At 44.6% G+C, this 26472-nt stretch carries 22 protein-coding genes; 16 read left to right on the plus strand and 6 right to left on the minus strand.

The window, feature by feature from the left end; translation table 11 throughout:
- Positions 1–131: 131 nt before the first annotated feature.
- Genes AB1401_13130 through AB1401_13150 form a run of 5 tightly spaced genes read right to left on the minus strand, consistent with a single transcriptional unit; the run spans position 132 to position 5144 of the window.
- The gene (locus AB1401_13130) at positions 132–1007 is read right to left on the minus strand and encodes a 3-methyl-2-oxobutanoate dehydrogenase subunit beta (GenBank protein ID MEW6616391.1); all 876 of its coding nucleotides are present in this window, start codon (positions 1005–1007) and stop codon (positions 132–134) included.
- Positions 1004–2158 (minus strand): pyruvate ferredoxin oxidoreductase, encoded by a 1155-nt coding sequence (gene porA / locus AB1401_13135; GenBank protein MEW6616392.1) that lies wholly within the window; start codon positions 2156–2158, stop codon positions 1004–1006. Before porA ends, AB1401_13130 begins: the two co-directional genes overlap by 4 nt.
- Positions 2155–3909: an NAD(P)-binding protein gene (locus AB1401_13140; GenBank protein ID MEW6616393.1), complete on the minus strand. Its 1755-nt coding sequence runs from the start codon at positions 3907–3909 to the stop codon at positions 2155–2157. Before AB1401_13140 ends, porA begins: the two co-directional genes overlap by 4 nt.
- Before the next feature lie 51 nt (positions 3910–3960).
- Positions 3961–4509, minus strand: coding sequence for a 2-oxoacid:acceptor oxidoreductase family protein (locus tag AB1401_13145; GenBank protein ID MEW6616394.1), 549 nt, complete (start codon positions 4507–4509; stop codon positions 3961–3963).
- 38 nt (positions 4510–4547) lie between these two features.
- Positions 4548–5144, minus strand: coding sequence for an XRE family transcriptional regulator (locus AB1401_13150; GenBank protein MEW6616395.1), 597 nt, complete (start codon positions 5142–5144; stop codon positions 4548–4550).
- A gap of 413 nt (positions 5145–5557) precedes the next feature.
- Here AB1401_13150 and purB point away from each other — a divergent pair, with 413 nt between their 5' ends.
- The 13 genes from purB (at position 5558) to AB1401_13215 (ending at position 20927) form a co-directional block, all read left to right on the plus strand.
- Positions 5558–6850 (plus strand): adenylosuccinate lyase, encoded by a 1293-nt coding sequence (gene purB, locus AB1401_13155; protein ID MEW6616396.1) that lies wholly within the window; start codon positions 5558–5560, stop codon positions 6848–6850.
- Positions 6851–6861: 11 nt separating this feature from the next.
- The gene (purS, locus tag AB1401_13160; protein MEW6616397.1) at positions 6862–7107 is read left to right on the plus strand and encodes a phosphoribosylformylglycinamidine synthase subunit PurS; all 246 of its coding nucleotides are present in this window, start codon (positions 6862–6864) and stop codon (positions 7105–7107) included.
- Positions 7108–7283: 176 nt separating this feature from the next.
- On the plus strand, positions 7284–7973 hold the full coding sequence (gene purQ / locus AB1401_13165; protein ID MEW6616398.1) for a phosphoribosylformylglycinamidine synthase subunit PurQ: 690 nt from the start codon (positions 7284–7286) through the stop codon (positions 7971–7973).
- A 154-nt stretch (positions 7974–8127) separates the two neighbouring features.
- The gene (purL, locus tag AB1401_13170) at positions 8128–10341 is read left to right on the plus strand and encodes a phosphoribosylformylglycinamidine synthase subunit PurL (GenBank protein MEW6616399.1); all 2214 of its coding nucleotides are present in this window, start codon (positions 8128–8130) and stop codon (positions 10339–10341) included.
- 22 nt (positions 10342–10363) lie between these two features.
- Positions 10364–11773, plus strand: coding sequence for an amidophosphoribosyltransferase (gene purF / locus AB1401_13175; protein ID MEW6616400.1), 1410 nt, complete (start codon positions 10364–10366; stop codon positions 11771–11773).
- Between the two features lie 164 nt (positions 11774–11937).
- Complete coding sequence (locus AB1401_13180) at positions 11938–13293, plus strand: sigma-54 dependent transcriptional regulator (protein ID MEW6616401.1); 1356 nt, start codon at positions 11938–11940, stop codon at positions 13291–13293.
- A 339-nt stretch (positions 13294–13632) separates the two neighbouring features.
- Positions 13633–14046 carry a universal stress protein gene (locus tag AB1401_13185; protein MEW6616402.1) on the plus strand — a complete coding sequence of 138 codons (414 nt, stop codon included), beginning with the start codon at positions 13633–13635 and terminating at the stop codon, positions 14044–14046.
- Positions 14047–14075: 29 nt separating this feature from the next.
- Positions 14076–15638 carry a cytidylate kinase-like family protein gene (locus AB1401_13190; protein MEW6616403.1) on the plus strand — a complete coding sequence of 521 codons (1563 nt, stop codon included), beginning with the start codon at positions 14076–14078 and terminating at the stop codon, positions 15636–15638.
- A 23-nt stretch (positions 15639–15661) separates the two neighbouring features.
- Entirely contained in the window at positions 15662–16756 is a 1095-nt protein-coding gene (locus tag AB1401_13195) for a sulfite exporter TauE/SafE family protein (GenBank protein MEW6616404.1), read from the plus strand.
- Between the two features lie 78 nt (positions 16757–16834).
- Positions 16835–17449 carry a response regulator gene (locus AB1401_13200; protein MEW6616405.1) on the plus strand — a complete coding sequence of 205 codons (615 nt, stop codon included), beginning with the start codon at positions 16835–16837 and terminating at the stop codon, positions 17447–17449.
- A gap of 63 nt (positions 17450–17512) precedes the next feature.
- On the plus strand, positions 17513–19024 hold the full coding sequence (locus tag AB1401_13205) for an ATP-binding protein (GenBank protein ID MEW6616406.1): 1512 nt from the start codon (positions 17513–17515) through the stop codon (positions 19022–19024).
- Positions 19025–19299: 275 nt separating this feature from the next.
- Complete coding sequence (pyrE, locus tag AB1401_13210) at positions 19300–19854, plus strand: orotate phosphoribosyltransferase (protein ID MEW6616407.1); 555 nt, start codon at positions 19300–19302, stop codon at positions 19852–19854.
- 107 nt (positions 19855–19961) lie between these two features.
- Positions 19962–20927 (plus strand): nitronate monooxygenase, encoded by a 966-nt coding sequence (locus tag AB1401_13215; protein MEW6616408.1) that lies wholly within the window; start codon positions 19962–19964, stop codon positions 20925–20927.
- Here AB1401_13215 and nadB read toward each other — a convergent pair.
- On the minus strand, positions 20924–22558 hold the full coding sequence (gene nadB, locus AB1401_13220; GenBank protein ID MEW6616409.1) for an L-aspartate oxidase: 1635 nt from the start codon (positions 22556–22558) through the stop codon (positions 20924–20926). The genes AB1401_13215 and nadB overlap by 4 nt on opposite strands.
- 653 nt (positions 22559–23211) lie before the next feature.
- On the opposite strand from nadB, the gene AB1401_13225 reads away from it, so the two are divergent.
- The 3 genes from AB1401_13225 to AB1401_13235 all read left to right on the plus strand — a co-directional run.
- Positions 23212–24510, plus strand: a complete 1299-nt coding sequence (locus AB1401_13225; protein ID MEW6616410.1) for a PAS domain S-box protein — start codon at positions 23212–23214, stop codon at positions 24508–24510.
- Between the two features lie 181 nt (positions 24511–24691).
- Positions 24692–26059: a CoA-binding protein gene (locus AB1401_13230; protein MEW6616411.1), complete on the plus strand. Its 1368-nt coding sequence runs from the start codon at positions 24692–24694 to the stop codon at positions 26057–26059.
- Between the two features lie 205 nt (positions 26060–26264).
- On the plus strand, positions 26265–26472 hold a 208-nt coding region (locus AB1401_13235; protein MEW6616412.1), incomplete at its 3' end, for an acetate--CoA ligase family protein.

Raw genomic sequence — 26472 nt, forward strand, 5'->3', positions numbered from 1 at the left:
TTTTATTTTTATTAGAATATGCAAATATGCGTCTCAGCCGGAAGCCTCGTGCTTATATAAGACACCTTGAGAGAAAAGGATGACTGTAGGCAAGAAGAGAACTCCTGGGCAATAAACAGAGAAAGGTTATTTCAGTAAAGGGCCCTCTTCAAGAGATGCTCCCATTCTTCATCAACGTTCTTCTGTATAAAGGCTATTTCTTGCTCTGCCAGATGGGCAAACCTTTCCTGAAGCTTCAGATACTCTTCTACCGGCAGGTTCTTCGGTTCCATGTTTATATGGAACGTGAAGCCATTTTCTACTTCGTAAAGGGGGAATACCTTTGTATGAACAGCAAGCCTCGCTATCTTAATGGAGAGGCTTGCTTCGCTCTTCCATCCGGTAGGGCATGGGGAAAATACATGAATGAACCTGGTTCCGGATATCCCCTTTGCCTTTGTTACCTTTGCTATGAGGTCATCAGGGTAGCCGATAGAGGCAGTAGCGGCATACGGTATTTCGTGGGCGGCTATAATCTCTAGAATCCTCTTTTTGGGTCTGTCCTTGGGGTGTCTCACCGGAGTGGTTGTTGTCCATGCCCCGTAAGGGGTAGCTGAACTTCGTTGAATCCCTGTATTCATATATGCTTCATTATCGTAACATACATAGATGAAATCCTCATTTCTCTCAGCGGCTCCTGATAGTGCCTGCAATCCTATGTCAAAAGTTGCCCCATCCCCGGCGAATGCCAATACCGTGGTTTCGGTATCACCCTGAACTTCTAGGGCTGCTTTAATCCCTGAAGCAACTGACGCAGCCGTTTCAAAGGCAGTATGAAAAAGAGGTACTTTTACCGATGAATAGGGGAAAACCCCGTCTATAACAGACCAGCACGAGGCAGGGAGTACGATAATAGTCTCTTTCCCCAAGCCCTTCAAAACATACCGCATAGCCAGGGTGGCTCCACAACCAGGGCACGCCATATGCCCCGGGCTTATATACTCTTCCTGGGATACTACCAGACTCATAACTTCCCTCTTATCCAAATGCTTTCTTCTGGAGGTGTATTTCTTTCAAGGGCATCACAGATGATATTGGTAATGACTTGAGGAGTTACATCCATACCCCCGAGTCCCGTGATATAACTGAAGATAAAGGGTTTTGAACTCTGGCTGTACAGGGCAGATTTTATCTCCTGGGCAAATATTCCACCGTGTCCAAATGATATTCCCCTGTCTACTACTGCAACCTTCTCTACATCTTTTAATGCCCCTGTTACCTCTTCAAAAGGAAACGGCCGGAACATCCTGATCTTCAGCATCCCTACTTTGCGGCCTTCTTTTCTTAGGCGATCAATTACGGTCCTTGAAGTACTTGTTACTGTGCCAGAAGTCACCAGGACCAATTCCGCTTCTTCACATTGGTACTCTTCAATTATGCCATACCTCCTGTTAAATATGTTATTAAAATCCTCATCCGCTTTTATCGCTACTTCTTTTGCCCTCTTCATCGCCTCTTGAATTTTTTCCCGAAATCCCTGGTAATAATCGGGAGTAGCAAGGCTGCCGAAGGAATGGGGATTCTTCACATCCAGTTTGTATCTGGGTTTATATCCCGGTAAGTACCTGTCTACATCTTCTGTCTCGGGTATCTCTACAGCCTCTGCTGTGTGTGAGAGGAAAAAAGCATCCATGACCAACATTGTTGGTAACAGAACCTCCTCTGATATTTTGAATGCCTGAATGACGGTATCCAGGACCTCTTGATTACTTTCGCAGTAAAACTGCAGCCACCCGGTGTCTCTTTGGGAAAGGGAGTCTGTCTGGTCATTCCAGATATTCCATGGAGGAGCCAGTGCCCTATTTACATTAGCAATCACTATAGGCAGCCTGGCTCCCGATGCCCAGTGCAACATTTCATGCATGAGAGCAAGACCCTGGGATGAGGTTGCTGTAAAAGCCCTTGCCCCTGCTGCCGATGCGCCGATACAGCATGCCATAGCCGAATGTTCAGATTCAACTTTAATGAACTTGGCATTGAGATGTCCATCAGCGCAGAACTCAGAGAGTTCCTCCACAATAGAGGTTTGAGGGGTAATTGGGTATGCAGCTATAACCTGTGCTCTGGAAAGCATAACCCCGTAGGATACGGCGTGATTTCCAACGATGACCTTAATCATTTTCGTTCCCTCTCCATATACATGGCGTCCCTGGGACATTCTTCGATACATATGCCGCACCCTTTACAGTGGTCATAATCAATCGTATTTTGATCCCGGCCGCTCTGTTTTATAACTGCCATGTCAGGACAGAATATATTGCAATTATCGCAAAGATTACACACACCGCAGTTAAAGCATCTCTTTGCTTCGTGCAGAGCGGTCTCTGCATCAAAACCAATATTGACCTCTTGAAAGGAAGAGACCCTCTCTTCAGTACAAAGGGCATTCATTTCTTGACGGGGTTGGTGTTCAAAGTAGTCTAAATTGAGGTTTCTAAATCGGACGATTTCCAGGCTCTTTCTTGAAGATAAATTGTCTCTTTGAAGATATCTCCTCATTGACAGGTTTGCCCCATCCCCTATTTGAATTGTGTCAATGACTTCTTCTAACCCCTTTCCCTGCAGATATCTGTCTATTGAGATTGCTGCCCTTTTCCCTGAACCTATTGCATGTGCTACCGATCTTAGCGGAGAGGTTACGTCTCCACCCGCAAAAACCCCCTTCCTTAGTGTAGCCAGGCCCTCATCTGTCACTAATAACTGGTTATTTATATCCATCCCTTCCGGAAGGAAAGAGAGGTCCGGAACTTCCCCAATAGCTGAGATGACATTGTCCGCCTCTATGAAGAATCGAGACTCCTTTATCTCTATGGGTATTCTCCTTCCGCTGCTGTCCGGCGGTCCTAACCTATTCTTAACACATTCCAGTTTTTCTACCCTGCCGTTTTGTGATATGACTTTTATAGGAGATGTCAAATAGAATATTTTTATCCCTTCTTTTTCGGTTTCCATGACCTCACTCTCTATAGCAGGCATCTCTTCAGTCGTTCTTCTATACAATATGAAGGGCTTTGTGCCTAATCTTAAAGCCGATCTGGCAGCGTCAATAGCGGTGTTACCACCACCAATAATGGCGACTCTCTTCCCTACATGAACCTTTACCCCAAGGTGCATGTCCTTTAAAAAACTCAGTCCGGAAATGACACCGGAGGAATCATTACCGGGAATCCTCAGGTTTATGCTTTTATGGTTCCCTGTACCTATGAAAATTGCATTGAAATCTTTCAACTCCTTTTCAAATATCTCTCTGTCTATTTTGGTATTGGTCTGGATCTGAACCCCCAGTTCTAAAATACTGTCTATTTCCTCTTCAAGCACACGCTTAGGCAGCCGATAATCAGGGATTCCCACCCTTAACATTCCTCCAAGTACCGGCAGAGCCTCAAAAACGGTTACCTGGTATCCCATCCTTGTAAGATGATACGCACAGGTTAGTCCTGCCGGACCCGAACCTATAATGGCTACCTTCTCTTTTTTCTCTCGCTTCTTAGATGAGACCCTGTATCCCTGTTTAAGCGCGTAATCAGCCAGAAATCTCTCGACAGCATTTATGTTTATAGCCTTATCGAATTCTTCCCTGTTACATGTATTTTGGCATGGATGCATACATACCCTGCCGCACACCCCTGGGAAGGGGTTTTCTTCCTTAATCAGGTTCCATGCCTCTTTGTACCTCTTTTTCCCCACCAGATACATATAGCCTTCTACATCCTCGCCAGCAGGGCAGGAATTATTACAGGGCGGAGTTTTGTCCTGAAATGCAGGCCTCAGGTATCTCCATGCCCCCGTCTTATTCCATGCCATGCTTCCATAGGATAAGGTTACTAATGGAAGGTCTTCTTCTTTGTCGAAAAAAAACTGTTCATCCATTTTGTAGTTTTACCCCATAGAGGGCTTCTGAAAAGCCCTTTTTGCTCAGTGCTAAAATGTGACCCTTAAAAAGGCTTCTTTAGCAGCAGCAGCATTTCCTGCCTTGTTTGATGGCACAGACTCTCTTATCCCTTCAAGTATTGAATCTATACTGACCATTCCTGTAACTTTGGAGAATGCTCCGAGGATTGCTGTGTTGACAATGGGAAAGGTAGGGGTGCCAAGTTTGTATTCGATGGCTATACTATCTGCATCCACTGTTGCCACTCGAAACCCCTTAAAACCTTTAAAGTTAAATGGTTCAGTATCAGTGTTGATCAAAATCCACCCGTTCTCCTTCAAACCGTCTGTAACATCTGTACTATTTATTAGAGTGGGATCCAATACGATGATATGATCTGGTTTGTATATAAAGTTCCGCAATTGAATGGGTTGGTTATCCACTCTGGTAAATGCTGTGACAGGAGCACCGCGCCGCTCTACTCCAAAGGCAGGGAAAGACTGAACATACTTCCCTTCCTGAAAGAAGGCGATAGCCAGTGCCTTTGAGGCTATTACAGCTCCCTGTCCACCTCTGCCATGAAATCGTATCTCAATCATCTTTTTCCATCAGTCTTCCTAAAAGAGAAAAGCGCAGGTTACTCCTGAGAGTATATAACAACGAGAGCCTTAGCATTTTCCTTGCCCAGAGCGCGAAAGGCATGCGGGACATTTGAATCGAAGTATAGGCTGTCTCCAGGAGTTAATTCATGCCTCTCGTCATCGGAGTTGAATTCAAGGATACCTTCTAATACGTGTATAAATTCCTCTCCTTTGTGATTAAAGAAGATCAAATCCTTTTTTTCCTTTTTCTCAAATTCCACGAGGAAAGGTTCCATGGATTTTTCAGCCTTGGGATATGCCAAAGAGTCGTAAAAGTAACCGATCTTTTCGTGCTCTTCATGACTCCTCCTAAAAACTCTTCTTCTTTCTCCCTCTCTGACAACTACGGCCTTCTTCTCAGAAGGTTCTTCGATAAAGAAATAACCGATGCTAGTATCTAATGCCCTGGATATCTTAAGGAGAGTTGCAATAGGGGGTGTTACTACCTCATTCTCAATCTGAGAGAGCAAAAGAGCAGATACGCCTGTCTTTTCGGCTATGTTTTGAATAGAAAACCTCTTCTTCTCTCGCAGGCTTTTTATCTTTGAACCTATATTGAGTTCTTTTACCTTTGCTTTATCATCAGGATCCACAGTTTACCCTCACGACTCATTGTACTGTAAATACACCACAAAAATCCAAGAGATAGATAAATATTCCCATTCCTCTTTCCTCAATGCTATGGCAGATAACTGTCTTGTAACTGTATTTCCTTGAGAGGAGTTCTCTACGAAGGTCTTCAAAGGCTAACTCCCCTCTTAAAAACTTCCTTTTTTCCCAAAAGAAACCTTTTCGCTATTTTATGGGAGAACTAATAGAAAGGTCAAGCATTTTTACTTTCTATTTTTGAAATGCCCCTCTCGTCTGAGCTTTTCGGTTGACTTTTTCCTGAAAAGTTGCTAATTTGTCCCCACTTTGAGGCGTTTACATTGTGAAACTGGCTTTACAATTAGACTTAAGGGTTTTGTGGAGAATTTGTAAGATATCTAATTGACAGGGGTAAATCTTGATTCCTCGTTATACCAGAGAAGAGATGTCCATAATATGGGAAGCCGGGAACAGGTTCAACAAATGGCTTAAGATAGAAATGCTCGTGTGCGAGGCACTTGCTGAACTAGGTGAGGTCCCTCAAGATGCCCTAAAAAACATAAAGGAGAATGCCAGATTTGACATAAAGAGGATCGAGGAGATAGAAAAGGTTACAAAACACGATGTTATTGCCTTTCTTACCTGTGTAGGAGAATATGTGGGAGATGATTCAAGATATATACACATGGGTTTGACATCTTCTGATATCCTTGACACTTCAATGGCCATTCTTCTGAGAGAAGCAGCCGATATAATAATTGCTGACTTGGAACGTATGCTTTCCGTTTTGAAGAAGAAGGCGTATCAACACAAAGACACAGTAATGGTTGGAAGAACACATGGCATTCATGCCGAACCCATTACTTTTGGTATGAAAATGGCAGTTTGGTATGATGAGACCAGAAGGAATCTTGACAGAATGAAGAAGGCAAAGGATACCATAAGCTATGGCAAGATTTCCGGGGCAGTAGGGACTTTTGCCTTTATTCCTCCCTTTGTGGAAGAATATGTCTGCCAGAGGTCTGAGCTAAAACCTGCTCCTATTTCAACCCAGATTATTCAGAGAGACAGATATGCTGAGTACCTTACCACATTGGCTATAATTGCAAGTTCTGTTGATAAATTTGCTACGGAAATCAGACACCTGCAGCGCACAGAGGTACTTGAAGCCGAAGAGTTCTTTTCTGGAGGGCAAAAGGGGTCTTCCGCTATGCCCCATAAACGTAATCCCGTCCTCTCTGAAAACCTCTCTGGTCTGGCAAGGGTAGTAAGGTCAAATTCTTTGGCAGCATTGGAGAATATCCCTCTATGGCATGAGAGAGACATCAGCCATTCATCGGTGGAAAGGATTATATTGCCAGACAGTACTATACTTGTTGATTTCATGCTGAATAGAGTTACCAGTATTATAGGGGAGTTACAGGTGTATCCGGAGAACATGCTGAAGAATCTGCATCGGACACATGGGCTGATCTTTTCCCAGGGGTTGCTTTTGGCACTTACCGGGAAAGGGGTGAACCGTGAAGATGCTTATGAGATGGTTCAGAGAAATGCCATGAAGGTATGGAAGGAAAACGCTGATTTCCGGTGCTTGATCTTACAGGATGAGGTTATAATGGAACATTTAACTGAAAGCGAAGTAGAAAAGTGTTTTGATGTTAATTGGCACTTAAGACACCGAGATGAAATCTTCAAGAGAGTGTTTGGATAAGGAGATAAAAATTGCTGGCAAAGATATATGTGACGCTGAAGAAAGGTGTGCTAGACCCACAGGGAAAAGCAGTGCAGCACTCCCTAGAATCCCTTGGCTATAAAGAGGTGAAAGATGTGAGATTGGGGAAGTATATGGAAGTTAAATTCGATGATATTGAAGGGGATGAGGCTAATATGAGAATCAGGGAGATGTGTGAGAAATTGTTGGCAAACCCTGTAATAGAGGATTATCGATTTGAGTTTAGTAATGAGTAATACCGAATCAGGGAATCAGGGAGTCAAGGGGTCAAGGATTCGAGTTAAATTGATTAAAAAAGAAACACTTGAACCCTAGAATCCTTGAATCCTCAAGCCGGTTTAACAACCAAATGGAAGAAGAACCATAAATTAATAGCCGTTTGAATACAAGTCGCAGAGCATTGAGAGTACCAATGAAATTTGGAGTAATAGTCTTCCCAGGGTCAAATTGTGATCATGATTGCTACCATGTGATAAAGCATGTGTTAAAAGAGGAAGTGGAGTTTATCTGGCATAAGGAGGATAGTTTACCTTCTGTTGACTGTTTGATACTTCCTGGTGGATTTTCTCATGGTGACTACTTAAGACCCGGGGCTATTGCAAAGTTTTCTCCTGTAATGAAGGAAATAAGGAAGTTTGCTTATAATGGAGGCTTGGTTCTTGGGATCTGTAATGGTTTTCAAATCCTCCTGGAAGCAGATCTGTTGCCTGGTGCTATGATGACAAATAGATCTTTGAAATTCATATGTGATAATGTTTACCTTCGGCTCGAAAATAACGAGACCCCTTTTACCAAGGAAGGAAAGGTAGGGGGAGTCTTTAAAATGCCCATTGCTCATTTCGACGGAAATTATTACGCTGATGAAAAGACATTGCAGGAATTGAAGGACAACCGTCAGATAGTGTTCAGGTATTGTACTAAGAATGGAGATATTACCGATGATGCCAACCCGAATGGCGCTTTATGGAATATATCAGGAATATGTAATAAAGAGCGGAATGTCCTTGGAATGATGCCCCATCCCGAAAGATGTGCTGAGGATATATTGGGTAATGAAGACGGCAGGGTGATTTTCGATTCTATTGTAAAAAGCTTTGCATAATGTTTATATGAAAATAGGCACAGAGGCACAGAGCACCAAAGGCACAAAGTAGGAAAAAACAACGAAATGGCCCCACTTTGCTTCGTGCCTGTGTGCTTTTGCCACTTTGTGCCTGCACCATCCGCATAATATCCAACTGTGGAACTGATATACGATGGATAATTTTAAAGAGCCTGAAATTACTGAAGGACTGATTAAAAAACACGGATTGACGGATGAGGAATATAAAAAGATAAAGCAGATTCTAGGAAGAGACCCTAACTATACAGAATTAGGTATTTTTTCAGTAATGTGGAGTGAACATTGCAGTTATAAGAGTTCAAGGGGTTTTCTGAAGAACTTCCCCACCAGCGGAGAGCATATCATTCAGGGTCCGGGAGAGAATGCAGGTATAGTGGATATCGGTGATGGTATGGCGATTGTATTTAAGATGGAGAGTCATAATCATCCTTCTTTTATTGAACCCTATCAAGGAGCAGCTACAGGGGTTGGAGGTATTTTACGTGATATTTTTACCATGGGAGCAAGGCCTATAGCTTCCCTGAATTCTTTACGTTTTGGCTCTTTCGATCATCCTAAAACCAGGTATTTGCTCAATGGGGTAGTAGGGGGTATAGCAGGCTACGGTAACTGTATTGGCGTACCTACGGTTGGAGGCGAGATTTACTTCAATAAATGCTATAATGGAAATATATTGGTCAATGTCTTTACTCTGGGATTGGTTAAAAAGGAGAGGATATTCAAAGGGGTTGCCTGTGGTGCCGGGAATCCTGTCATCTACGTTGGCTCTAAGACAGGGAGAGATGGTATTCATGGTGCAACTATGGCTTCAGAAGAATTCGATGAAAAGTCGGAAGAGAGACGTCCCACAGTTCAGGTTGGTGACCCTTTTACAGAGAAGCTATTACTGGAAGCCTGCCTCGAAGTAATGAGCAAAGATTATATAGTTGGTATTCAAGATATGGGTGCAGCAGGACTGACATGTTCATCCTGTGAAATGGCAAGTAGAGGCGGGACAGGTATTGAGATAGACCTTTCCAAAGTGCCAAGGCGGGAAGTGGGGATGATTCCCTATGAGCTGATGTTGTCAGAATCTCAGGAGAGAATGCTTTTGGTTGTTAAGAAGGGTTACGAAAAAGAGATAGAGGAAGTATTTAAGAAATGGGATCTGGATGTATCCGTGGTGGGTAGGGTTACAGATGATGCTTTACTTAGAGTGATGAATGATGGTACGGTAGTAGCTGAAATACCTGCCAGGGCTTTGGCTGAGGAATCCCCGATCTATTTACGTCCCAAAGAAAGACCTGAGTACCTTTCCACGACCCAAAAATTTTCTGCAGATAACCTTCCTGAACCAACAAAATATACGGGAATTTTGCTTAAATTATTGGGGTCTCCTAATATTGCCAGCAAGTGGTGGGTTTACAGGCAATATGACCATATGGTGCGAACCAATACTGTGGTCTTACCTGGTTCTGATGCGGCTGTTATAAGGGTGAAGGGGACAAATAAAGGCATTGCGATGACGGTTGATTGTAATAGCCGATACTGTTACCTTGATCCTTACGTAGGTGGGATGATAGCTGTTGCCGAGGCATCGAGGAATCTGGTCTGCTCCGGGGCAAAGCCCCTGGCTATAACCGATTGCCTTAATTTTGGCAACCCGGAAAAACCTGAGATAATGTGGCAGTTTGATCAAGCTACCCGCGGGATGAGTGATGCCTGTAGAAGACTGAACACTCCGGTGGTGGGAGGAAATGTCAGTTTTTACAATGAGACCCAGGGAGAGGCTATCTACCCTACACCTACAGTGGCTATGGTAGGTATTATTCCCGATATTAACCTCCACCAAACCCAGTGGTTTAAAGATAATGGAGATGTAATAGTAATGCTTGGCATGATTTACGAAGAGCTGGGAGGCAGTGAGTACCTGGCGATTATTTATGGCATTGAGGAGGGTATCCCTCCCAGGATTGAGCTGGATTTAGAAATCGCTGTGCAGAATACGTGTCTGGAGGCTATCCAGAAGGGAGTTGTCAAATCAGCTCATGATTGTTCTGAAGGTGGTATTGCTGTAGCGCTGGCAGAGTGCTGTTTTTCGGGACCTTTTAATCGCGGCGCCACAGTAAATATTAGTAGAAATATAAGAGGAGACTGCCTTCTTTTCGGAGAATCTCAATCTAGGATTATAATCTCATTGGATAAGGATAGTTTGGATACTTTTAAGGAGATTGCAGAAAAAAATAAAACCCCTTTTGAAATTATTGGAAGGGTTGGCGGAGAGGGATTGGTAATAAACGAACTTATTGATTGTTCTGTGGAGACCCTTAAGCAGAGATGGAAAAGGGCTGTTGAAGAAAGGGTTTGAAGAAGGGATCAGGCAACCCATAATGTTTGATAAATTTAGAGAAGAATGCGGTATCTTTGGGGTCTTTGGACATCCTGAGGCCGCCAACCTGACATATCTGGGATTATATGCCCTGCAGCACCGGGGGCAGGAAAGCGCTGGCATTGTGTCATCTGATGGCAGAATACTGCGTTCCCATCGCCAGATGGGGCTGGTTGCAGATATATTTAACGAAGATATTTTAAGTAAGTTAACCGGTTATAGCGCTATAGGTCATGTACGCTATTCAACGGCAGGCTCAAGTTTATTAAAAAACGCGCAACCCTTTGTTGTAAGTTATTCTCAAGGGGGTATAGCGGTTGCCCACAATGGGAATCTGGTGAATGCCGGACTGATAAGGCATGAACTGGAGGAGAGTGGTTCAATCTTTCAATCTACAATGGATACAGAGATAGTAGTGCATCTTATGGCAACCTCCCGGGCAGGCGCACTGGTTGAACGTATAAGCGATGGTCTTTCAAGGATAAAAGGAGCATATTCTTTACTATTTCTTACGGAAAAAGAGATGGTAGCTGTACGTGATCCCCATGGCTTTCACCCTCTGGTTTTGGGAAGGCTTAAAGGTGCTTATATAGTATCATCTGAAACCTGTGCACTGGATTTAATAGAGGCAGAATACATACGGGAGATTGAACCAGGAGAACTCGTACTTATAGATGATAACGGCATCACTTCCTATAAGCCATTCACCCCTTTGAACAGGTGCTGTATATTTGAATTAGTCTACTTTTCGCGTCCTGATAGCAATATATTTGGAAGAAACGTCTATGGTGTTAGGAAAGAGATGGGTAGGCAACTTGCCCGGGAAAACCCGGTTGAGGCAGATATTGTAATACCTGTGCCAGATTCGGGGATCCCTGCCGCGATTGGTTATGCTGAAGAGTCTTCTATACCTTTTGAAATGGGACTCATAAGAAACCACTATGTGGGAAGGACATTTATTGAGCCCCAGCAGTCTATAAGGCATTTTGGTGCGAAGATTAAGCTTAACCCCGTAAAGGACTTTTTGAGGGGAAAAAGGGTGATAGTCATTGATGATTCTATCGTAAGGGGGACTACTTCTCATAAGATAATAAATATGATACGAAACGCAGGAGCCAGAGAAATTCATGTTCGAATAAGCTCTCCTCCTACCGCCTACCCGTGCTTTTATGGCATTGATACCCCCACAAGAACCGAACTTATTGCTTCTTCCCACACTGTTTCTGAAATCAACCAGTTTGTAACTTCGGATTCCCTTGGGTATCTGAGTATTGAAGGGCTTAGAGAATCGGTTAAAAATGGCAGAGGTGATTTTTGCGATGCATGTTTTACCGGAGATTACCCTATAGAACCTCCTGTTGATCTGGACTCAAGGCAACTGACCCTGTTCGAGAGAGAGATAGTGGTATAAATTCAAAAACTCCCCGCTCTGACAGGTCGAATCCGCCTAAGGCGGAAATTCTCTACATTCCGCTCTCTAAGAAAGGTTCCCTAAATCCCGATAAAATCGGGATTTAATTCAAAGGATATATCCTGCATTAAAGATGGGGGATAATTAAGTAACGGAATCGTCCCATGGAAGGTGCCAAGATACTAGTAGTTGATGACGACGAGGTAACAAGGAAGAACATCTCGCGTATTCTTTCCAATGCCGGATACTATGTTTCCGTGGCTAAGGATGGGACAGGCGCACTAACACAACTTTCAAAGGGTGGGGTGGATCTCGTACTTACCGACTTGGTGATGAATGGGCTGAGTGGACTGGAGCTTCTCGACAAGATTAAGCATGACGATCCGGAGATTGAAATCATTATGATGACTGGCTATGCTTCAATTCCCACTGCAATAGAGGCCATGAAAAAAGGGGCGTATCATTACCTGGAGAAGCCTTTTCGTAGGGAGGAAGTGCAGCACCTTGTAGGTCAGGCCATTGAGAAACGGCAGCTTCGCAGGCGGGTAAGCGAACTGGAATCCCGGGCCAAGGAAGATGTTAAAGAGCTAGCCTTCATCGGGGAAAGCAAGGAGATACAGGAAGTAACCAGGATAATCAAGCAGGTAGCGAGGACAGATTGTAACGTGCTCATCACCGGTGAGTCGGGAACCGGCAAGGAACTGGCGGCTTCCCTGCTACATCACTATAGTCACCGCTCGAAAAGCAAGTTTCTGGCAGTCAACTGCGGTGCCTTCACTGAGGAGCTTCTTGCCAACGAGCTTTTCGGACACGAGAGGGGAGCCTTCACCGGGGCCAACAGCCAAAAGGCCGGTCTCCTGGAGACCGCAAGCGGAGGAACATTTTTGCTTGACGAGATTGGCGACACTCCGCTTAGCATGCAGGTTAAGCTAATGAGGGCTATTGAGGAACAGAAGGTGATAAGAGTTGGCGGTAACCAGCCTATCCCCATTGACGTTAGGATCATCGCTGCCACCAACAAAGACTTGAAGAAGGCGGTGGGGGCAGGAATATTCCGACATGACCTTTACTTCCGGCTTAATGTAATATCCATATCCATTCCACCTCTCAGGGAGCGAAAGCAGGACATACCTCTCCTTGCATATTTCTTCTTAAATCGTGCTGCAATGAATGCCGGAAGGAAGTTCAAAGGATTTTCCGACCAGGCCATAAAAGCCTTGCTTGATTATGATTTCCCGGGCAATGTGCGCGAGCTCGAGAACATAGTGGAGCGAGCGGTGGCCATGGGCCGGGAAGAGGAAATCCAAGTACATGACCTGCCTTCAGATCTTTCCGAGATTGAGGTCTTTTCATTTGACCATGCCGGATCCAATATAAAGACCCTCAAAGATGTCCAGCACGATTATATTCAATGGGTTTTGAACCGCGTGGGTCGAAACAAGACCAAAGCAGCAAAGCTTCTTGGAATAGATCGGGTCTCATTATGGAGGCACTCTAAACAGAATCAGATTGAGGATTAACTATTGCATATTTCAACAGAACTGATGAAAAATTCAACTAATCTATATTCTCTAGTTATTTTAAGTAATTAGACAAGGCTATCTTACCCCCCCAGTTGCATACTGCAACAACGAAGTGCCAATTATCTACATCCTTCTTTCAGGCTTTTTACCTTTAAATTCCTTCAGTTATAGCTACTTACCGCTTTTGGCATTATTATTGCTTATTTCTCATTCAGGTATCAACGGGCTTACGTCCAAATCCTTTTTCGCTCTGTTCAAAATGCTTTTTTGATGACCGCTCAAAGGAATTTTCGTTTGGGCAACAGTCTGTTAATTGAGGTGCCAAACGAGCAAAAAATGTCAGGTAAGGCGATGGTTTTATTCGACTCCCTGTCCATCCGGGAGGATGCTGTTCAATACTCCATTGAATTGGCAAAGCGCATGGATTACTCCCTGGTTATCCTTATTGTTCTGGCGCTCGATAGCAAGGACGTCAGGTATCCAAACGATTTTGAGGTGCGAGTCAGGGAAGCTTTGGAGGGTCCTATGATGTCTGCAGGGCAAGCGGGTATTTCCGTGGAAACAGAGATTAGAATGGGAGATCCTGCATCCGAGCTCATGAAGTTTCTTGCCGGGTTAAAGTCGGTCGATACCATCATCTGGGGAGGTCACCGGGATGTAGGCACACCAAGGCTCAAAAAAGCGCATTGGTTTACCAGGATGAAAGAGACACTGGAGTGCCCGGTGGTGGTCCCATCAAGGAAGTCGTGAAATAAATGTAAAAATTGGAGTAAGAGACAATGCAAATCATATGTATTTCGAGCGGAGCCTACAGTGGCGGCCAGGATCTGGCTAGGCGCCTAGCCGAGAAGCTGGGTTATGGTTGCTTGAGCCGGGATGAGCTTATAGAGGCAGCAACCAGGGAAGGCATACGCGTGGGCAAACTGGAGATGGCCATGGTAAAACCGGGCATTTTCAGCGAGCGCCTTGCCCTTGAAAGGGACATTTACCTGGCTTTTTCCACCGCTTACCTGTGTGAGAGGGCAAAAGAAGGTGGGCTTGTATACCATGGTCGAACCGGCCATCTCCTGCTTTCCGGAGTAAGCCATGTGCTGCGCGTGCGTGTGCTGGCAGACGAGGAGTATCGTATTCGTGCGGTTATGCAAAAGCTCGGCCTGGTCCGTCAAAAGGCCCAAAAGTATATACAGGAAGTTGACGAGGACAGGAGAAGATGGGTCCACTCCATGTACGGGGTGTCATGGGACGATGCAGCCAACTACGACATGGTTATAAACCTTGCCCGGTTGAGCCTGGAGAACGCAGCCACTGTCCTCATGAACATGGCCCAGCTGCCCGACTTCCAGATGACCCCGGCCTCCATGAGAGCCATGGATAACCTCAGGTTAGCGGCTGGGACCAGGATGGCTATTGCCAAAGATGAACGGACCCATGAGGCAAGTGTAAAAGTGAGGGCTGATAACGGCTTGGTCACTGTGACCTACCTGCCCCAAGATGCCGGGTTTGCGGATTTCATACCGGCGGTTTGCAAAAACCTGCCCGGTTTGAAGGAAATCCGCGCTACCATGGCTATGACCAATCTCCTCTGGATAGAAGAGGAATTCCAACCTGGATCGGAGGTATGGGACCATGTGCTGGAGATAGCCACCAAGTGGAATGCAGCGGTGGAGCTTATGAGACTGGCACCCGAGGGCGGGGAAACCGTAGAAGAAGGGCAGGCTATAGTGGGTTCGGCAAGGAATACAGCCATCCCCGGCTTGAGGGAGTATAACGGAGGTATCGAAGATGATGTGCCGGAGAATGAGGCAGCCGACAACGGGGGCCTCAAGGAAACCCGTGATGAGCTTGCCAGGATTGGAAAATCAGGCGGAGGGCGCGTGGTCTATGGCGGACAGGATCAATTGATAAATGCTATAGACCGAACCATCCCTTATACATTAGTAGTTATAGGGGAAGTATTCAAGTCAAAAGACCACTCCACGAGACTTCGGGCCACCCGGGACCTCAGTAGCTTTTTAAGCGACCGCATCAAGGCGCCGGTGGTGACCTCGGACGAACTGGGAAGCCAGTTCCTGTTCGGAAAGCGCGACATCCCGAAGGTGGCTACTCTCGTGATCGTGGTGTTTGCGATTTACCTTCTGGTGTTCACAAACCAGGAGTTTGTTTTGGCTTTTCTGTCTCAGGCTGGATGGTATGCTGAAGCAGTCAAGGATACCATCCTCTCAATAGTGGATTGGGGTCCCAAAATAATAGTGTCATTGTCGGTGTTTATTTTTGCGCCAATTGTGGCTTATTGTTATGGGACCGTAGTTAGGGCAATTATGAAGTTGATAAAAATGGAATGAACCGGTTATGAAAGGAGCAGGTTATGCCTGAGCTTATATTTTCGCATTTTATTCAAATTGACTTCGCTACCGCCCTCCAGGTGGTGATTCTGGGATTTATCGGTGGAATTTTGAGTGGTTTTATAGGGAGTGGCGGTGCCTTCTTCATGACTCCAGGCATGATGAACCTGGGTATACCCGGCGTGATGGCAGTAGGAAGCAATATTACCCACAAGTTCGGCAAGGCCTTGATGGGTAGTAAGAAGCACAGCGAATATGGCAACGTGGACAAACGTCTGGCGGTGTGCATGGTGACAACCTCCCTCGTCGGCATCCGGCTGGCCGTCTGGATCAATAGCACCCTCTTCAAGATAGGGGGGGAAGGACATGGCGAGGGCGGTGGTGGTGCGGCTTCCGACCTCTATATTAGCGGGGTGTTCATCTTCATTCTGACCATAGTGGCTATATCAATGTTGCGGGATGCTCTCAAGTCCGGTAATGAGGGTGAAGGGCCGTCTATGAAGATCGTGAACTTCATTTCCAGGCATAACCTTCCACCTTACATAAACTTCAAAGTATCGGATGTCAGAGTATCCTTATGGGTGGTTCTTATCTGCGGTTTTGCCACCGGTTACCTGGCTGGCACCATAGGAGTAGGCGGGTTCATAGGCGTGCCGGCCATGATCTACGTTTTCGGAGTACCTACTGCCGTAGCTGCCGGCTCTGAGCTTTACCTGGCAATGTTCATGGGAGCATGGGGGGCGCTAGATTATGCCTTCCAAGGATTTGTAGACATCCGGCTCACCATGCTCCTATACCTGGGCTCACTCATCGGGGTATATATCGGAGCTTATGGTGTCAAAGTGGTGAAGGAGGTGGTTATAAGGATAGTGACCGGGGCAATCATCTTGATATGTGTGGGAAGCCGGGCAGTCGCGGTACCCATGTACCTGCGCCGGCTTGGCTGGATAAGCTTTAACCCTGCCTGGGATACCTACTTCAACCAAGCCAGCAAGGGACTGCTTTTTCTGGCCGGAATATCGGGAATGATCATAATTCTCTACAATGTGGTTAAAGCTTATCGGCAAAGAAGGCACATCAGGACAACATTGATTGGGGCAGGGGCACTTCCGGAGTAGGCATAGAAGAGTGCAACCGCGTATCAAAGATACAAATGGACACTCGCGTAGTCATACTTTTAGTAAAGGAGTACGGCCATGGATGATAAAATCAAAAAAATAGACGACTGGATGGTAAGGATAACCTTCGCTGAAGCAGGAAAGCCGGAAACGGGTTTTCGTCTGACCGGTGCTGATCTGAAAACGAAGCTTGCCCTGGACAAGATAATGGTTGTGAGATCGGAAAAAACCAACGGCGAAATAAGGAGGGATGGAGAAATCATGGAAATGCCAGATCAACAGAAACCGGAAATAAAAAAGGGTGGAAAGCTGAACGTTATGATACTGGACGATGAACCCATTGTTGGAAAGCGTCTGAAACCTGCGCTTATAAAGGCAGGGTTTGACGTTGAAGTTTTCCTGAATCCCAGAGAAGCCCTGGCTCGCCTGGACGAACAAGAGTTCGACATAGTCGTCACCGACCTGAAGATGGAAGAGGTGGACGGTATTCAGGTACTGGAGAATGTCCTCTCCAAATGCAAAAAAACCAGGGTGATCCTAATTACGGGATATGCCACCGTAGAGGTGGCAAGAGAGGCACTGGTGAAAGGGGCCTTTGACTTTATCGCAAAGCCTTTCAAGCCCAACGACTTGAGAGCGGTGATTAATAAAGCGGCCTTGTCTATGGGGCATAAAGGGGTCACTTTTGATTGAGCATTTTCATAGAGGTACTATCCGGTTGCTTACAGGTTCCATCCTGTGTTATAAAGATAGACTATGACCACACCTACTATAGAATCACTTCCTTCATGGGAAGACCTAGCAGAAGAGGCTCAGCGTGCGCTCAGAAAACGTCCATCCGTGTCCATACGGGTCAGGCTCACGCTGGGGTTTTTGGCATGGTTCGTCTTAAGCCTTGCCATAGCGGTTTTTTCAATGGTCAATGTCTCCAGTATCAGAGAGAAGCTACAGTTCTTGGAATCCGCACAGAACTATATCTTTGAGATACAACAGGCAAGAAGGTTTGAAAAGAACTTCTTTTTGTACCACACAAATCTTGATGATGCACTTGAACATGTCCACAATGCCAGGGAAATCCTGAAAACCAACGGCCAAGAAATGGGCAAGGTTGTAGGGGGGAGAAACTACGACACCATGAAAAGTCACCTGAAACAATATGAAGGCCTCCTCTTAGAAATCAAGAAAACTGAATCCAAAAATGAAAATCCAGCTCTCAAACTCAAACCCATAGAATTAAGACTGCGCCAGTTCGGCGCGGAGATGGTCATCGTGGGGAATCAGCTCGTAGCTAAAGAACGCGAGCAGGTGAACTCCTTGCTCGCCTTGTCCCATAAGATACCCCTCGTCTTTTTAGCCCTTCTCATCCTTCTCATCCTCTCAGTCGCGTACTTTATTGTCAACCAGATGCTGGCCTCCTTGAATCGAATGGTGCAGGCCACCACCCGCATCGCAGAAGGAGACTTTACTCCTATTACACCGAAGCGTCGATACAACGATGAGTTCTCCAGGCTTGCCATGGCTCTGAACCACATGATGCTACAGTTGGTCCGCCGCCAGGAGCAACTCGTACAAGCCCACAAGCTGAAAGCAGTAGGGACCCTTACCGCGGGCGTGGCCCACGAACTCAACAATCCCTTGAATAACATCATCCTGACCTCATCCGCCCTGATGGAGGAATACAAGGGGCTCTCCGATGAAGAATTCGAGGACATGATAAACGACTTGTTGAACGAGTCCGAGCGGGCACAAAAAATCGTTCGAAAGCTCCTCGATTTCGCGAGAGAAAGCGAGATGGAATCAGAGGCCATTGAGGTCGAAGAGGTCATAGACCAGACACTGCAACTCGCAAGCAACCAGATCAAATTGGCCAATGTTAAGGTAAAAGGCGAAATTAGTTCCGAGCTTCCACAGGTTTACGGGGACAGGCAGCAGCTCATCCAGGTATTTCTGAACATCGTCCTGAATGCCCTCGATGCCATGCCAAATGGTGGCACACTCAGCATTTCAGTCCACAATACCAAGGACCGTGAATACGTTGCCATAGACTTCACTGATACCGGCGTGGGAATACCCGAGCATAAGCTCGGGAATATCTTCGACCCTTTCTATACGACCAAACGAGACGGCAAAGGCACGGGCCTTGGCCTTTCAGTAAGCCTAGGGATAGTGCAAAAGCATGGCGGAGAAATCACAGTATCTAGCAAGTTAAACAAGGGAACAACTTTCTCTATGCTCCTTCCCGCCGCAAAGATACCGGCCAGCATGTAGGGGTTCTCTTCCTGAACCAAGACCTACTGTTCATGTGCTACTTTTTCAAAAAGCTTATATGGTAACTACTCAGCCACCGATCCACGCTGATCGTCACTGATATTTTTTTTATACCAGCTTTAATCTCATTTGACATGTTCCTGATTCTGTTTTACAATTAAAAAAACTTTGAAAAGTACCAATTTTTGCTTCAGCATAACTGTCTGCGTGCCTGCCTGTGCCAGCACGGTAGACAGGCATCGCAGAGGCAGGCATAGTTTTTCAAACCAGGTCTCATGGATTATAAAAGCAGACTGTTAAAAATATTAAAGGAAAAGTCATACAAAAGGGGAAAGTTTGTGTTAGTTTCCGGAAGAGAAAGCGATATGTATATTGATGGGAAACAGACAACCCTTAGTGCTGAAGGCTCGTATTTGGTGGGTAAGATATTTTATGATATGATCCGACAGGCCATGGTTCCTATAGAGGGGGTAGGGGGGTTGACTTTGGGTGCAGACCCTATTGTTACAGCTATCTCTATGATTAGCTATATTGAAGGGAATCCCATCCATGCATTTATAGTCAGGAAAGAACCAAAGAAACACGGCACGTCGCTATGGATTGAAGGGGGAAAAGGTCTGAGAAAGGGAGCCAATGTTGCAATAGTAGATGATGTGGTGACAACGGCGGGGTCAACCCTGAGGGCCATCCACCGAGCTAAGGAAGAGGGTTATGAAGTGGTTAAAGTTATGGCTCTGGTCGATAGGGAAGAGGGAGGCAGAGAGAATTTAGCAAAAGAGGGGTATCAACTGGAGGCTGTATTCACAAAAGCAGACTTTCTGAGCGGTTGATGGTTTTTATAAATCGTAAATGGTAAATTGTGAATGGGAACTGCTAACGGCTTACGACTTGCGATTCACGATTCATAATCTGGAAGAAGGTATAGGAAAGGTGAAACATGGAATGGAAGACTAGAGTTACAGAAATGCTAGGTATAAAGTACCCTATTATTCAGGGGTCATACGGTGGATTTGGGACTTCAGAGATTGCGGCACCTGTCTCCGAAGCAGGTGGATTAGGTATTATTACTGCAGGGGCTTTGAAAACTCCGGAAGGGCTCAGAGAAGATATACGAAAGGCTATGTCCATGACTGATAAGCCTATCTGTGTGAATCTTAGTGTAGGTATCTGTCCTCATATAGATGATATGCGGGAAGTTGCCATTGAAGAAGGTATCCCTGTTGTTGAAACCTCAGCATTTCAAGCAAGTAATCATGGAAAGCGATTGAAGGATGCCGGGGTTAAATGGATCCACAAGGTGGCTACTGTTAAGCATGCAATAGTAGCTGAGAAACAAGGGGCTGATGCAGTTGTTATTGTTGGCATGGAAGGGATTGGATTTAAGAGTGTCGAGCAACTTCCTACACTTACGAGTATAACATGGGCAGTGAAACAGATGAAAATACCAGTAATTGCAGCCGGCGGAATAGGGGATGCCCGGGGATTTCTTGCTTCTCTGGCAATGGGGGCCGAGGCAGCGTATTTGGGAACAGCCTTCATGGCAACCAAAGAATGCCCCATACCAGAACGGCATAAGCAATATCTTGTGGATGTTGATCCGGCTGACCCTAAGCTTATGAAGAAGGTTTTATCTCCACCTAGCCCTCTTGCCCTGGAAAAGGTTATGAAACTGAGAGGGAATATCCCCCATGGTGAGTGGATGATGAAGCTCGAAAGGGTTTTATTGAAAGAAGACCCTGATGATATGCTGCTTGAGAGCGATGAAGTGCTGAAACTTGCTCCTGGCTCTCTAGCCGTAAGCGGAATAGATAAGGTCTTGACCGTAAAGGAACTCATAGACAGCATTATTAATGGTGCTGAATATATTCTAAAAAGCGGGGTTTTTGCCGGGATAAAGGATTAGAGAGTTTGTGTCCTCCCTCTGGGATCAACAATGGTATCTATTTTCCAGTTTGCATCATTTCTTTCCGGGTAGTCTCTGTTGAAATGCAGGCCTCTGCTTTCCTTTCTTATCAGGGCAGATTCTATTATTAACCTGGCTACTACGGCTATATTTCTCAACTCCACCAGATCGCTGGATATGGTAAAATTCCAATAGTAATCTGTTATTTCTTCTTGAAGAAGTTGGATTCTCCTTCTGGCTCTGTTTAACCGTTTATCGGATCTCACAATACCTACATAGTTCCACATAAGGCGCCTGATCTCATCCCAATTTTGAGACACAACAACAGACTCGTCGCTATCTACTGCACCACTGGAGTCCCATTGCGGAATTTGGGGGGGGCTTTTTAGATCGTCCTTTAGATCCTTGACACTTTTGATAGATGCCCTATGGCTGAATACCAATGCCTCTAAAAGAGAATTGCTTGCCAGCCTATTTGCTCCATGTAGTCCGGTAAAGGCTGCTTCCCCACAGGCATAGAGTTTTTTGATGCTTGTCTCTCCATTGATATCCGTCATTACCCCACCACATATATAGTGAGCAGCAGGGACAACCGGGAGGGGTTCCTTTGTCATATCAATCCCAAAAGAAAGGCATCTTTCATAAATATTAGGAAACCTACCTTTGACAAAATCAGCATCCCTGTGGGTGATGTCTAAAAACACACAATCATTACCGCTCTTTTTCAACTCGTTGTCTATCGCTCTAGCCACTATATCACGAGGAGCCAGATCCCCTAAGGGATGGTATCTTTTCATAAAAGGGGTACTGTCTCCAAGCCTGAGAATGCCTCCTTCTCCTCTGAGGGCTTCGGATATTAAAAAAGACTTTGCCTTAGGGTGATATAGACAGGTTGGGTGAAACTGGATGAATTCCATATTAGCCGTTTTGGCGCCTGCCCTGTATGCCATTGCTATTCCATCCCCGGTAGCAATGTCTGGATTGCTGGTAACAAGATAGACCTTACCTGCTCCTCCTGTAGCCAGGAGGGTCACTTTTGAAAGGAAGGTGTGGATAGAATTCCCCCTGATATCCAAGACATATGCCCCCCAGCATGTATCCTCTCTGTCTACGCCAAATCTTCCCCACTTATTAACCTTTGACTGAATAATAAGGTCTATAGCAATCATGTTTTCATATATTTTGATGTTTTTATTCAATTCTATCTTTTCTATTAATGCCTTTTCTATTGCTTGACCAGTAAAATCTGAGGCGTGGACAATCCTCCTCTTTGAGTGCCCACCCTCTTTACCCAGGTCGTATTTAGAACCGGTATTTCCTTCAGCACTGGTAAATTTTACCCCCCAACCTTCCAGGTCTCTTATTCTGTCAGGGCCGTTCTCCACGACCATCTTGACCACATCCTCATGGCAGAGTCCATCACCAGTTTTCAAGGTGTCCTTAATGTGCAGATCGAAGCTGTCACCATGACTTAAAACCGATGCGATGCCACCCTGGGCGTAGTTGGTACTTGATTCTATCTTATTTTTTTTAGTAACAATTGCGACAGTGCCAAATTTTGAGACCTTGAGGGCAAATGTCAACCCGGCAATGCCACTCCCTATAACCAAAAAGTCAGTCTTTATCTCCAATAGTCTATTCCTTGTTTGTACAATTATAGTATAGTTACGATTGCCCTTTCTTTATTATATATCCGGGTTAATGTCAAGGTTTTTTGCCTATGAGAGCCACTCCCTGAAATGGCGGAGTTTACCGAAAAATGGTACTATCATCTGGCTTAACCTAGCTTCACATTCCTGCTGATTAATGATATAAGTCAAGTTAGATTAAAATAAGATTTACATAAACACATACATTATAGTATACAATATAGTTGAATACCAATTAGTCCACCCTGAAAAATGAAAAATTTCCTTTGGAACGAACATGAGCAGGATTTTTGGGGAACCCATCTTGACGAAGTGGAAGATAAGCATTTTCAGGGTGTTTGAGCCCAAAGGGCGAGTTTATGAAAATGCCTGAAGCAAGTCATAGATGGGTCAAAAAACCTGCACTAGAGACTGGAAAAGGGAATTTTTCAGTGTGAACCAATTAGTAACAATAAAGGGTCTCGACTCGAACGAAATGCTTGAATGGGCTATAAGTCTAGCCATGACAATGGAAAGCAAGTATGTAAATCATTCAAAAATTTCTGAGACTAAATTTAGGAAACTTGTAAAGCATTTTTCTCTCGATATTGGTTCTCAAGAATATAACTGATATATTAGGATGATATGAGGATTTTATGATGGCCAAGAAACTAAATAATAAAGAATTGATAAAAAGAGTCGAGAAACTGGAAAAGGAAATAGCTGAGTATAAACTTCGAGATATTACCAAATCAAAGCGTGTAGAGGATGAAATAAGAAACCTAACTTCTGCTGTTGAGCAGTCCATAGATGGTATAGCGATAAGTGACTTGGAATTAAAACTGATATACCTTAATAAAGCATTTGCCGAAATGCATGGTTACGCCGCTGACGAGATGGTAGGAATGAAAACAACAGAATTAGTTGAGAAGGAGGGGAGGGATAAATACAAATTCGGGATGAGTCAAGTTATGGAATTAGGCTCATGGACGGGCGAAATAAGGCATACCAGAAAAGACAAAACATCTTTTCCCGTTTACATGTCAGTTACTTTATTGAAAGACGGCGAAGGAAAGTTCATGGGAATTTTGGGAATTGCAAGGGATATTTCCAAACAAAAAATGATGGAAGATGAGATGAGGATAAGGGATAACGCCATAGCATCGTCAATTAACGCTATTGCGTTCTCTAGCCTGGATGGTTATGTTACGTATGCAAATGATTCTTATCTCAAGATGTGGGGATATGATGATGAGAAAGAGGTTCTGGGGAAATTTAATGCAGAATTCTGGAGAACAGAAGATGAACCCATGGAGGGACTGGAGGCTTTGGTTTCTAGGGGTAGCTGGATAGGGGAACTTGTAGGAAAGAGAAAAGACGGTTCACTGTTCGATGTACAGCTTTCTTCCAGCATAGTTAAGGATGATTCAGGCAAGCCTATATGCATGATGGCTTCTTTTTTGGACATCAGCCAAAACAAGAGAGCAGAACATGCCCTGAGAGAAAGAGAGACAGATTTAGAGATTAAAACCAAGAGCCTTGAAGAGGTAAATACTGCCTTAAGAGTCTTGTTGAAAAAAAGAGATGACGACAAAACGGAAATTGAGGAAAAGATATTAATCAATGTGAAGGAACTAGTCGTTCCCTATCTTGAAAAATTGAAGAAAAGCCGATTAAATGCCGATCAATTGACTTACATGCATATTCTTGAATCAAATTTGAACAACATTGTTTCATCATTTTCGCGGAATTTATACTCTAAATATTTAAAACTTACTCCTACGGAAATTCAAGTGGCAAATCTTGTAAAAGAGGGCAATACCACGAAACAAATAGCAGAATTGATGAATTTGTCAACACGGACAATCGAGTCTTATAGAAAAAATTTAAGATTAAAAATTGGAATAAACAATAAAAAAGTAAATCTTATATCCTACCTATCATCTCTTTCATAATTGGTAGTTTATTACCCCATTATTACCCCAATTATTCAGTATTGATTTTTAATGCCCACCTGGTAAGCTAATATATTCTCGCCTTAAAGAAAATTTCCAAAATAGTAAAGAGGCAAACTTTAAGGAAACCTGAGGTAATTATAAAATTCAAAGTATAGAATGCATCTTCCACCCAAAATCCATAGCCTTAGTCGGAACTTCTCCTGACCCAAATAATTGGGCTGGGCAGATGATCCCTGAGGCATTAGTTGAATTCAAGTATGATGGCAACCTGTTTTTTGTCAGCCGTAAGAGCAGCGAAATGTGGGGTTTTAAGACCTATCCAAGCATTAAAGATATCCCCGTATCTGTAGACTATGTTATCTGTAGTATAGCCGCTCGCTTTACCCCCAAGCTTATGGAAGAGTGTGCCTCCAAAGGTGTCAGGGCAGTCCATCTTTTTACTTCAGGTTTCAGCGAAACCTGTGAAGAAGAGGGGATTAGATTGGAAGAAAAGATAACCCAAATTGCCCGTGATAACGGTATCAGAATCATAGGGCCAAATTCTCCGGGTATTTACTGCCCGGAGTCAAGATTAACCTTCAGTCCTATATTGCCCAAAGAGAGTGGACCGGTTGCCTGTCTCTCTCAGAGCGGTGGGCATTGCATCCGATTCTTAAGATTAGGGGGGACTCGTGGGCTTAGATTCAGCAAGGTTGTTGCCTATGGCAATGGGTGTGACCTTAGTGTAACCGATTTTCTGGAATATCTTGCCCATGATCAAGAAACAAAGGTTATAGCCCTGTATATCGAAGGGATTAGAGATGGGAGAAGATTCTTTGATGTGTTGAAGAATACAGCAAAATCGAAGCCGGTAGTGGTCCATAAAGGCGGACATACAAATGCTGGAACCAGGGCCGCTGCCTCTCATACTGGTTCCCTAACGGGGGAGGAAAGGATATGGGATGCTCTTTGCAGACAGGCTTCGGTTATTCGTGTCCATAGTATAGATGAGGTTGTAGACACTGTATTAGCTTTTGCTTTCATGACTCCTCCGAAAGGGAAGAATGTAGCCGTTGTAGGATATGGGGGAGGGGTTAGCGTCCAGGCCGCTGACGACTGTGAGAGTACGGGGCTTTCAGTTCCCCTATTCCCTCAAGAGATCAGGGACAGACTGAGCAGTTTTACCCCTGATGCCAATAACAGTGTAAAGAATCCAGTGGATACCCAATGGTTGGTGTGGGACCCCGGTAAGTTTGTTGATACAGTGAGGATCGTTTCTGAGTGGAAAGGGATTGATTTTTTGATAATGCCTCTGGCAATAGATATGTTCCCTATCGAAAGGGAACACGAATTGTTAGATCAAATGATCAAGTCAGTTACCGGATCTAAAAAGGTGTGTTCAAAACCAATAGCAGTGGTACTCCATGAAGGGACATCTCCTGAAATCCTTGGAAAGACTTTATTGCTCCAAGAAAGACTTTCATCTTTGGGTCTCCCTGTTTACCCCACCCTTGGAAGGGCTGCTGAGGCTATAGGCAGATTTATTCGATACCATCATCCTATTTAACCGAACTTCATATTATTGGTTGTTAATGATGTAAGCCCCTTGTATGCTAGATCCAGAATTAGCTTTTTATAAAAAACGCTCGTTTTGGTCGAATACCGTCTAGTAACAATGAATTATCCATAGGAAAGTAATCAGTTGTTATTGTAGCCAACCTCTATAAACATTGGCTCTAAGTTTATATACAAAGGAATGGAGGAGTAGAAAGATGAAAATTTTAGACGAGGCTATAAAGAAAGGACAGAGCACACTCTCAGAGTATGAGTCGAAAAAGTTTTTGGCTTCTTACGGTATTCCAATAACAAAAGAGAAGCTGGCGAAGACGAAGGAAGAAGCAATCCAGGCGGCAAAAGAGATAGGATTTCCTTTGGTACTAAAGGGCTGCGCTCCGGAGATAACACATAAGACAGAGCTCA

This window comes from Thermodesulfobacteriota bacterium (assembly GCA_040757775.1).
GTDB lineage: Bacteria > Desulfobacterota > UBA8473 > UBA8473 > UBA8473 > UBA8473.

Excerpts from the sequence above, each read along its gene's own strand:
- purF (MEW6616400.1), top strand. The coding sequence starts at position 10,364 with ATGTTTGATAAATTTAGAGAAGAATGCGGTATCTTTGGGGTCTTTGGA.
- purQ (MEW6616398.1), top strand. The coding sequence starts at position 7,284 with ATGAAATTTGGAGTAATAGTCTTCCCAGGGTCAAATTGTGATCATGAT.
- AB1401_13200 (MEW6616405.1), top strand. The coding sequence starts at position 16,835 with ATGGATGATAAAATCAAAAAAATAGACGACTGGATGGTAAGGATAACC.
- AB1401_13145 (MEW6616394.1), bottom strand. The coding sequence starts at position 4,509 with ATGATTGAGATACGATTTCATGGCAGAGGTGGACAGGGAGCTGTAATA.
- purL (MEW6616399.1), top strand. The coding sequence starts at position 8,128 with ATGGATAATTTTAAAGAGCCTGAAATTACTGAAGGACTGATTAAAAAA.
- AB1401_13195 (MEW6616404.1), top strand. The coding sequence starts at position 15,662 with ATGCCTGAGCTTATATTTTCGCATTTTATTCAAATTGACTTCGCTACC.
- AB1401_13215 (MEW6616408.1), top strand. The coding sequence starts at position 19,962 with ATGGAATGGAAGACTAGAGTTACAGAAATGCTAGGTATAAAGTACCCT.
- AB1401_13140 (MEW6616393.1), bottom strand. The coding sequence starts at position 3,909 with ATGGATGAACAGTTTTTTTTCGACAAAGAAGAAGACCTTCCATTAGTA.
- AB1401_13225 (MEW6616410.1), top strand. The coding sequence starts at position 23,212 with ATGATGGCCAAGAAACTAAATAATAAAGAATTGATAAAAAGAGTCGAG.
- pyrE (MEW6616407.1), top strand. The coding sequence starts at position 19,300 with ATGGATTATAAAAGCAGACTGTTAAAAATATTAAAGGAAAAGTCATAC.
- AB1401_13180 (MEW6616401.1), top strand. The coding sequence starts at position 11,938 with ATGGAAGGTGCCAAGATACTAGTAGTTGATGACGACGAGGTAACAAGG.
- AB1401_13185 (MEW6616402.1), top strand. The coding sequence starts at position 13,633 with ATGTCAGGTAAGGCGATGGTTTTATTCGACTCCCTGTCCATCCGGGAG.
- porA (MEW6616392.1), bottom strand. The coding sequence starts at position 2,158 with ATGATTAAGGTCATCGTTGGAAATCACGCCGTATCCTACGGGGTTATG.
- AB1401_13205 (MEW6616406.1), top strand. The coding sequence starts at position 17,513 with ATGACCACACCTACTATAGAATCACTTCCTTCATGGGAAGACCTAGCA.
- AB1401_13130 (MEW6616391.1), bottom strand. The coding sequence starts at position 1,007 with ATGAGTCTGGTAGTATCCCAGGAAGAGTATATAAGCCCGGGGCATATG.
- AB1401_13190 (MEW6616403.1), top strand. The coding sequence starts at position 14,076 with ATGCAAATCATATGTATTTCGAGCGGAGCCTACAGTGGCGGCCAGGAT.